Consider the following 9,243-nt stretch of genomic DNA (forward strand, 5'->3'; position numbering starts at 1 on the left):
CGGGCGGCGAAGGCGTCGCGCACGGCGCCGTCTTCGGGGTGCACCGACAGCAGCACGCGGTCGAACACGGCGAAGCCGACCGGCCGGGTGTCGACGCGGCGCAGCACGGGCGGGCCGCTGCGAGGCGCGGGCGGGCCCGTCGGCTGGGCCGGGGCTTCGTTCCCGTTGCCCTTGCCGTTGCCCAGCGCCGCCTGGCCTTGCCCGTTCGCCAGGCGCCGGAACACCAGCACGTCGTACTTCGAGGTGTAGTCGTAGTGCGAGGGCAGTTGCTCGTTGAGCAGGTCGGCCACGTGCAGGTCGACCAGCTGCGTGAGGCACAGCGCCTGCAGGATCTGCTGCACCTCGGCCAGCGAGGCCTTGAATTCCTCGCGCGTGAGCGAGATCCAGAGGTAGCCGGCGGCGCCGCACGCGCCCGGCGCGGCCAGCGGCGCCAGCGCCGTGTGTTCGCTGACGCGCGAACGGTCGATTTCGAAGATGCGCATGCCCGGTGCCGGCGTGCCGTCAGGCCTGCAGCAGCCGTGCGGCGTCGAGCGCGAAGTAGGTCAGCACGCCGTCGGCGCCGGCGCGCTTGAAGGCCAGCAGGCTTTCGAGCACCACGGCGTCGTGGTCGAGCCAGCCGTTCTGGGCGGCGGCCTTGAGCATGGCGTATTCACCGCTCACCTGGTAGGCGAAGGTCGGCACGTGAAACTGGTCCTTCACGCGGCGCACGATGTCCAGGTAGGGCATGCCGGGCTTCACCATCACCATGTCGGCGCCTTCGGCGATGTCCAGGGCCACTTCGCGCAGCGCCTCGTCGCTGTTGCCGGGGTCCATCTGGTAGACCTTCTTGTTGCTCTTGCCGAGCGTCGCGGCCGAGCCGACGGCGTCGCGGAAGGGGCCGTAGAAGGCGCTGGCGTACTTGGCGCTGTAGGCCATGATGCGCGTGTGAATGTCGCCGCGGGCTTCGAGCGCGGTGCGGATCGCGCCGATGCGGCCGTCCATCATGTCGCTGGGCGCCACAATGTCCACGCCGGCTTGCGATTGTGTGAGTGCCTGCTTCACCAGCACTTGCGTGGTGGCGTCGTTGAGGATGTAGCCGGTGTCGTCGAGCAGGCCGTCCTGGCCGTGGCTGGTGTAGGGGTCCAGGGCCACGTCGGTCATCACGCCCAGCTCGGGGAAGCGCGCCTTGAGGGCGGCGACCACGCGGGGAATCAGCCCGTCGGGGTTGAAGGCTTCGGCGCCGTCGGGCGTCTTCAGGCTGGCGTCGATCACCGGGAACAGCGCCATCACCGGAATGCCGGCCTTGACGCATTGCTCGGCCACGGGCAGCAGCAGGTCCAGGCTCAGGCGGTCCACGCCGGGCATCGACGGCACCGCGTCGCGGCGCTTTTCGCCTTCCTGCACGAACACGGGGTAGATCAGGTCGTTGACCGTCAGCGTGTTTTCGCGCACCAGGTTGCGGGTGAAGGCGTCGCGACGCAGGCGTCGCGGCCGGCCGGCGGGGAACATGGCCAAGGGAGAAATTGATGACGTCATATATCTAAAATTGTGCCCGAAGCAACATTTCGCAGTACAGGTGTCTGCAGTGGCCGGTTGTCTGACAACTAGCGCAAATCGTAGTTCTAAGGTTCTAAGTTTTTTGCTTTAAATGTCAAAGAAAGTGCCCCAGTCGCTTGAAACCTTGTTTCGTCTTTGTTAAATTCTGAAGCGGGCGGCTTGCCGCTCCCCGCTTTTCCTCCCTGAGCGGGTGCCTTGATGTGTGACAGCAAAAGGGCTTCCCAGCCCGACGTGAAGACGTCGGGCTTTTTTGCCCGGAGATCTCCGAGAGGCCCCATGTCGCTGGGCGCAGAGGGGGCGCCACTAAACTGCCGCGATGCTCTGGGTCAAATCTCTACACATTGTTTTCATTGCCAGCTGGTTCGCCGGGTTGTTCTACCTTCCGCGGATTTTCGTCAACCTGGCGATGGTGCCGCCCGAGTCGGTGGCCGAACGCGAGCGGTTGCTGCTGATGGCACGCAAGCTCATGAGATTCACCACCTTCCTGGCGGTTCCCGCGCTGGGCTTCGGCCTGTGGCTCTGGCTGGGCTACGGCATCGGGCGCGGCCCGGGCAACGGCTGGATGCACGCCAAGCTGGCGCTGGTGGTGGTGGCCATCGGCTATCACCACGGCTGCGGCGTGCTGCTGCGCCGCTTCGTGGCGGGCGAGAACCGTCGCAACGACCGCTGGTTCCGCTGGTTCAACGAGTTGCCCGTGCTGCTGCTGCTGGGCATCGTGATCCTGGTGGTCGTCAAGCCGTTCTGACGCCGGTGGTGGATATGGTGGAGAGGCCGCACAAGTCCGCCGCGCTCCCCCTGGCACTGGCTTATGCGGCGCTGATCGTCTACGCCAGCCTGTACCCTTTCGCCGACTGGCGCGACCAGGGCATCGCGCCCTGGGCCTACCTGTCGGCGCCCTGGCCCAAGTACTGGACGGGCTTCGACTTCGCGATCAACGTCGTGGGCTACGTGCCCTTCGGCTTTCTCTGTGCGCTGGCGGTGCTGCGCACGCGCCGCAGCGCCAGCGTGTGGCGCGCGGTGCTGCGGGCCTCGGTGGCCGGCGCGGCCATCGCCTTTGCCATGGAGACGCTGCAGAGCTACCTGCCGGCACGCATTCCCTCGAACGTGGACCTGGCGCTGAACACGACGGGCACGGTCATCGGCGCGGTGCTGGCGGCGGGGCTGGAGCGGCTGGGCGCGGTCGCGCACTGGAGCCGCGCGCGCTCGCAGTGGTTCATCGAGGAGTCCCGCGGCGGGTTGGTGCTGCTGGCGCTCTGGCCGTTCGCGCTGCTGTTCCCGGCGGCAGTGACCTTCGGGCTCGGGCAGGTGTTCGAGCGGCTCGAGGTTGCGATCTCCGAGTGGCTGCTCGACACGCCCTTCATCGACTGGCTGCCGCTGCGTCAGTTCGAGCTCGAGCCGCTGGTGCCCGCCGTGGAGCTGCTGTGCGTGATGCTGGGCGCGCTGGTGCCGTGCCTGCTGGGCTACCTGGTGGCGCGCTCGGTCGTGCAGCGCGCCATCCTGCTGCCGTTGATCCTGCTGGCGGGCGTGGCGGCTTCGGCGCTGTCGGCGGCGCTGAGCTACGGGCCGTCGCATGCGTGGGCCTGGCTGGACCTGCCGGTGCAGGTCGGCATGGTGGCGGCGCTGCTGGCGGGCATGTTGCTGCTGCTGGCGCCGCGCCGCCTGTGCGCGGCCTTGCTGCTGGCGGGGCTCGTGCTGCAACTGAGCCTGCTCAACCAGGCGCCCGAGAGCGCGTATTTCGCGCAGACCCTGGCCACGTGGGAGCAGGGGCGCTTCATCCGCTTCCACGGCCTGGCCCAGTGGCTGGGATGGGCCTGGCCCTTTGCCGTGCTGGCCTACGTGGTGGCGGCCCTGTCGCGGCGCAGCCGGGGCGGCGCCGCCCCGGCTGGAGGGGCCGGTCACTAAAATCGGCGGATGCACAGCACCCCATCCGCCGCGCCGTCGGGCTACTACGGCCGCCATATCTTCTTCTGTCTCAACGAGCGCAAGAACGGCGAGGACTCCTGTGCCCTGCACAACGCGCAGGAAGGCTTCGACCGCTGCAAGGCGAAGGTCAAGGAAGCGGGGCTTTCCGGGCCCGGCAAGGTGCGCGTGAACAAGGCCGGCTGCCTCGACCGCTGCGCGGGCGGACCGGTGGCGGTCGTGTACCCCGAAGCCGTCTGGTACACCTTCGTCGACAGCGATGACATCGACGAGATCGTCGAATCGCACCTGAAGAACGGCGAAGTCGTCGAGCGGCTGTTGCTGCCGCCGAACGTCGGACGCTGAACTTCCCGCCGCTTCCCCTGCTCGTACCTTGTGCCCATGAATTCCCAGACCGAAAAGATCAGCCTCCAGGGCGCCGCCGGCCGCATCGAGGTGCAGCGCGACCAGCCCGCCGAAACGCCGCGCGGCATCGTGGTGATCGCCCATCCGCATCCGCTGTTCAGCGGCACCATGGACAACAAGGTGGTGCAGACGCTGGCGCGTGCCTTCGTGGCCAGCGGGTGGACGGCGGTGCGCTTCAACTTCCGCGGTGTCGGCGCCAGCGAAGGCGTGCACGACGAGGGGCGGGGCGAGCTCGAGGACATGCTGAACGTCGTCGGCCAGCTCGCGCCCGAAGGCCCGCTGGCGATCGCCGGTTTCTCGTTCGGGGCCTTTGTCGCGAGCGGTGCCGTCGCCAGGCTCTGGGCCGCGCGTGACGTGCGGCAGGTCGTGCTGGTCGGCACCGCCGCCGCGCGCAACGTGGTGGCGCCGCTGCCGGCCGAGGCGCACGAGCGCGCGCTGGTCATTCATGGCGAAGCCGACGACACCGTGGCCCTGTCCGCCGTGATGGACTGGGCGCGGCCGCAGTCACTTCCTGTCACAGTCATCCCCGGGGGTGGCCATTTCTTTCACGGACAATTGCCGCTGCTCAAGAGCCTCGTCGCCCGCCATCTGCGCGCGGGTGTTGCATGAAAGCCTCGCAGGCTTGTTTCCGTCTCTTTCCAGACTCCCAATGAATCGTTTTCTTGGCGCAATCCGCGCCTTGGTGTTCGTCGCCGTCGCATCCGTCAGCCTGATCGCAGCCGCCCAAACGCCGGCGCCGCCTGAAATTGCCGCGCGCAGCTACCTGCTGCTCGACGTGACCGCGAACCAGATCCTGGCGCAGAAGGACATCGACAGCCAGATCGAGCCGGCTTCGCTGACCAAGCTGATGTCGGCCTACGTGGTGTTCGACGCGCTGCGCGCCCGGAAGATCACGCTGACGCAGACCCTGCCGGTGAGCCCGCGCGCCTGGAAGATGCCCGGCTCGCGCATGTTCATCGACCCCAAGATGCAGGTGCCGGTGGAAGACCTCATCAAGGGCCTGATCGTGCAGTCGGGCAACGACGCCACGGTGGCGCTGGCCGAAGGCGTGGGCGGCACCGTGGAGCACTTCGTCGAGATGATGAATGCCCAGGCCAAGGCGCTGGGCATGAAGAACACCAGCTACAAGAACCCCGAGGCATGACGCGCCCGGCCACACCACCACGGCCCGCGACCTGAGCATCCTGGCGACCCGCCTGGTGCGCGACTTCCCCGAGGAAGCCAAGTACTACGCCATCAAGAAGTACCGCTACCCGGGCACCCCGTCGACCAACGACACCAACCGCAACCTGCTGCTGTTCCGCGACCCCACGGTCGACGGCCTGAAGACCGGCCATACCGAGGCCGCCGGCTACTGCATGATCGCCACCGCCAAGCGCGACTTCCCGAACCTGACCGGCGGCCGCCGGCTGCTGTCGATCGTGCTGGGCGCCTCCAGCGAGGCCGTGCGCGCCAACGAATCGCAGAAGCTGCTGAACTGGGGCTACACCGCCTACGACGCCGTGCGCCTGTTCGACGCCGGCCAGCCGGCCGCCACCCCTGCCGTCTGGAAGGGTCAGGCCAACGTGCTGAAGCTGGGCCGCCCGGAAGCCATCGTGGTGGCCGTGCCCTCGGGCAGCGCCAGCAAGATCAAGACGCAGGTGTCGCGCCCCGACCCGCTGGTGGCGCCGTTCACCAAGTTCCAGCCGGTCGGTTCGCTCAAGGTCACGCTGGACGACCAGCCCGTGGCCGACGTGCCGCTGGTGGCCCTGGAAGCGGTGGAGCAGGCCGGCGTGTTCGGCCGCGCCTGGGACGCCGTGCGCCTCTGGATCAAGTAGCCGCGCGGGTGAAAACACGGCCGCCGGCGGGCATCCGCGGCGGCTGACTTTGCCGTTTCAGGCTCGTTTGCTATACTCGTGGGCTTTTCGGAATTTTCCGAAGGGTTTCACGTTTTCGTTATTCCCGGCTTCCTCGCGTCACGACGAGGAGGGTTTCACTGCCAAGGCCGGGTCGTTTTGGGACTTATTCATTCATGCCAACCATCAATCACTGGTGCGTCAGGGTCGAACGGTCGAAAAGATCAATTCGAAGAGCCCTGCCATGCAGAACTCGCCGCAACGTCGCGGTGTCTGCACCCGCGTCTACACCACGACGCCAAAGAAGCCCAACTCGGCGCTTCGTAAAGTTGCCAAGGTCCGTCTGACCAATGGCTTCGAAGTCATCTCCTACATCGGCGGCGAAGGCCACAACCTGCAGGAACACAGCGTCGTGCTGGTTCGCGGCGGTCGTGTCAAGGACTTGCCCGGTGTGCGTTACCACATCGTGCGCGGTTCGCTCGACCTGCAAGGCGTGAAAGACCGCAAGCAGTCGCGTTCCAAGTACGGCGCGAAGCGTCCCAAGAAGGCTTAAGCCTTCCTGTTGCGAAAAAACAAACGGTGTTCGGTTGCCTTGGCGGGCACATCGAACGAAGTGACCCAATGTCGGGTCGAGTAAGTGAGAGTTCCAGCTGGCTCTCGCGGTACCGGAAACGGTGCCAACTGAAGCAAAGAGGTTAAGAAAATGCCACGTCGTCGCGAAGTCCCCAAACGTGAAATCCTGCCGGATCCCAAGTACGGCAATGTCGAGCTGTCGAAGTTCATGAACGTGATCATGGAAGGCGGCAAGAAGGCTGTTGCCGAGCGCATCATTTACGGTGCTCTCGACTTCATCGAAAAGAAGAACCCGGACAAGGACCCTCTCGAAGCGTTCACCGTTGCCATCAACAACGTGAAGCCGATGGTCGAAGTGAAGTCGCGCCGCGTTGGCGGTGCGAACTATCAAGTGCCGGTCGAAGTCCGTCCCGTCCGCCGCCTCGCCCTGTCGATGCGCTGGATCAAGGAAGCTGCCCGCAAGCGCGGTGAAAAGTCGATGGCCCTGCGTCTGGCCAACGAACTGATGGAAGCCACGGAAGGCCGTGGCGGTGCCATGAAGAAGCGCGACGAAGTGCACCGCATGGCAGAAGCCAACCGGGCGTTCAGCCACTTCCGCTTCTAAAAATCAAACTTCGCTTGGGCGTTGGGTGTCGGGTTTCGGGCGTTGTGCCCGTGCCCGGGGCCCAGCGCTCAACGCATTTCAACCCGAAAGTAAATCATGTCCCGCAAGACCCCCATCGAGCGCTACCGCAACATCGGCATCTCCGCGCACATCGACGCTGGCAAGACCACGACGACCGAACGTATCCTGTTCTACACCGGTGTGAACCACAAGATCGGTGAAGTGCACGACGCGCCGCCACGATGGACTGGATGGAGCAAGAGCAAGAGCGCGGCATCACGATCACGTCCGCCGCCACCACCTGCTTCTGGAAGGGCATGGCCGGCAAGTTCGACGAACACCGCATCAACATCATCGACACCCCCGGCCACGTGGACTTCACCATTGAAGTCGAGCGCTCGATGCGCGTGCTGGACGGCGCCGTCATGGTGTATGACGCCGTCGGCGGCGTGCAGCCCCAGTCGGAAACCGTCTGGCGCCAGGCCAACAAGTACAAGGTGCCCCGTCTCGCGTTCGTCAACAAGATGGACCGTACCGGCGCCGACTTCCTGCGCGTGCGCCAGATGATGGTGGACCGCCTGAAGGCCAACCCCGTCGTGATCCAGATCCCGATCGGTGCCGAAGAGCACTTCCAGGGCATCGTCGACCTCGTGAAGATGAAGGCCATCATCTGGGACGAAGACAAGGGCGTGACCTTCCAGTACGGCGACATCCCCGCCAACCTGACCGACGTCTGCAACGAATACCGTGAAAAGCTCGTCGAAGCGGCTGCCGAAGCCAGCGAAGAGCTGATGAACAAGTACCTCGAAGGCAACGAGCTGACCGAGGAAGAAATCAAGAAGGCCATCCGCCAGCGCACCATCGCCGGCGAAATCCAGCCGATGCTGTGCGGCTCGGCCTTCAAGAACAAGGGCGTGCAGGCCATGCTCGACGCCGTCATCGAATACATGCCCGCGCCGACCGACATTCCCCCGGTCAACGGCCTGGACGAAGACGAAGCGCCTGTCGTGCGCAAGGCTGACGACAACGAGAAGTTCTCGGCGCTGGCATTCAAGCTGATGACCGACCCGTTCGTGGGCCAGCTGACCTTCGTGCGCGTCTACTCGGGCGTGCTGACCAAGGGCGACAGCGTCTACAACCCGGTGCGCGGCAAGAAGGAACGTATCGGCCGTATCGTGCAGATGCACGCCAACAACCGCGAAGAAGTGAACGAAATCCGCGCCGGCGACATCGCCGCCTGCGTGGGCCTGAAGGAAGTGACCACGGGCGAAACCCTGTGCGATCCGTCGGCCATCGTGACCCTCGAGCGCATGGTGTTCCCGGAATCGGTGATCTCGCAGGCCGTCGAGCCGAAGACCAAGGCCGACCAGGAAAAGATGGGCATCGCCCTGCAACGCCTGGCTCAGGAAGATCCTTCGTTCCGCGTCAAGACCGACGAAGAATCGGGCCAGACCATCATCGCCGGCATGGGCGAGCTCCACCTTGAAATCATCGTGGACCGCATGAAGCGCGAATTCGGCGTGGAAGCCAACGTGGGCAAGCCGCAAGTGGCCTACCGCGAAACGATCCGCAAGACCGTCGAAGAAGCCGAAGGCAAGTTCGTTCGCCAGTCGGGCGGCAAGGGCCAGTACGGCCACGTGATCCTGAAGCTCGAGCCGCAGGAAGCGGGCAAGGGCTTCGAGTTCGTCGACGCCATCAAGGGCGGCGTGGTTCCTCGCGAGTACATCCCTGCGGTGGAAAAGGGCGTTGTCGAAGCGCTGACGCAAGGCGTGCTGGCGGGCTACCCCGTCGTGGACGTCAAGGTCACGCTGCACTTCGGTTCGTACCACGACGTGGACTCGAACGAAATGGCGTTCAAGATGGCCGCCATCTTCGGCTTCAAGGAAGGCGCCCGCAAGGCCAACCCCGTGATCCTCGAGCCGATGATGGCCGTGGAAGTCGAAACGCCTGAAGACTACGCCGGCAACGTGATGGGCGACCTGTCCAGCCGTCGCGGCATGGTGCAGGGCATGGACGACATGGTCGGTGGCGGCAAGGCCATCAAGGCCGAAGTGCCGCTGTCGGAAATGTTCGGCTACTCGACCACGCTGCGCTCGATGTCGCAAGGCCGTGCCACGTACACGATGGAGTTCAAGCACTACGCTGAAGCTCCCCGTAACGTTGCCGAAGCCATCGTGGCCGCTCGCGCGAAGTAAGTTTTCAAGAATGCGGGGCCGCGCGGTGCGCGGCTCTTCTTGTCTGCGATCGTGTGCCCTTCGCTGCCCGTGGCGAAGGAACAAGCAATGCGGTGCAGACATAAAACCAATACACGGGACATGCTCTTTCAAGGATTGAAAAATGGCAAAAGGTAAGTTCACCCGCACCAAGCCC

At 65.2% G+C, this 9,243-nt stretch carries 6 protein-coding genes and 4 pseudogenes; 8 read left to right on the top strand and 2 right to left on the bottom strand.

Annotated features, from left to right (window positions below):
* Nucleotides 1-482: pseudogene (locus BMG07_RS37980) on the bottom strand (magnesium transporter CorA); the annotation flags it as partial.
* 19 nt (nucleotides 483-501) lie between these two features.
* Nucleotides 502-1,488, bottom strand: a complete 987-nt coding sequence (gene hemB, locus BMG07_RS37985; RefSeq protein ID WP_198088815.1) for a porphobilinogen synthase — start codon at nucleotides 1,486-1,488, stop codon at nucleotides 502-504.
* A gap of 364 nt (nucleotides 1,489-1,852) precedes the next feature.
* Here hemB and BMG07_RS37990 point away from each other — a divergent pair, with 364 nt between their 5' ends.
* The 8 genes and pseudogenes from BMG07_RS37990 to fusA all read left to right on the top strand — a co-directional run bounded on the left by BMG07_RS37990 (nucleotide 1,853) and on the right by fusA (nucleotide 9,068).
* Nucleotides 1,853-2,281: a CopD family protein gene (locus BMG07_RS37990; RefSeq protein WP_198088812.1), complete on the top strand. Its 429-nt coding sequence runs from the start codon at nucleotides 1,853-1,855 to the stop codon at nucleotides 2,279-2,281.
* A gap of 14 nt (nucleotides 2,282-2,295) precedes the next feature.
* Entirely contained in the window at nucleotides 2,296-3,438 is a 1,143-nt protein-coding gene (locus BMG07_RS37995; RefSeq protein WP_198088816.1) for a VanZ family protein, read from the top strand.
* Nucleotides 3,439-3,447: 9 nt separating this feature from the next.
* On the top strand, nucleotides 3,448-3,801 hold the full coding sequence (locus tag BMG07_RS38000) for a ferredoxin (protein ID WP_198088813.1): 354 nt from the start codon (nucleotides 3,448-3,450) through the stop codon (nucleotides 3,799-3,801).
* A gap of 36 nt (nucleotides 3,802-3,837) precedes the next feature.
* Nucleotides 3,838-4,470, top strand: coding sequence for an alpha/beta hydrolase (locus tag BMG07_RS38005; protein ID WP_198088814.1), 633 nt, complete (start codon nucleotides 3,838-3,840; stop codon nucleotides 4,468-4,470).
* 40 nt (nucleotides 4,471-4,510) lie between these two features.
* Nucleotides 4,511-5,678 (top strand): annotated as a pseudogene (locus BMG07_RS38010) (D-alanyl-D-alanine carboxypeptidase family protein).
* 194 nt (nucleotides 5,679-5,872) lie between these two features.
* Nucleotides 5,873-6,249 (top strand): annotated as a pseudogene (gene rpsL, locus BMG07_RS38015) (30S ribosomal protein S12).
* A gap of 150 nt (nucleotides 6,250-6,399) precedes the next feature.
* On the top strand, nucleotides 6,400-6,873 hold the full coding sequence (gene rpsG / locus BMG07_RS38020) for a 30S ribosomal protein S7 (protein ID WP_007829591.1): 474 nt from the start codon (nucleotides 6,400-6,402) through the stop codon (nucleotides 6,871-6,873).
* Between the two features lie 96 nt (nucleotides 6,874-6,969).
* Nucleotides 6,970-9,068: pseudogene (fusA, locus tag BMG07_RS38025) on the top strand (elongation factor G).
* The last annotated feature ends 175 nt before the right edge of the window (nucleotides 9,069-9,243 follow it).

The organism is Variovorax sp. E3 (assembly GCF_016082275.1).
Taxonomy (GTDB): domain Bacteria; phylum Pseudomonadota; class Gammaproteobacteria; order Burkholderiales; family Burkholderiaceae_C; genus Variovorax.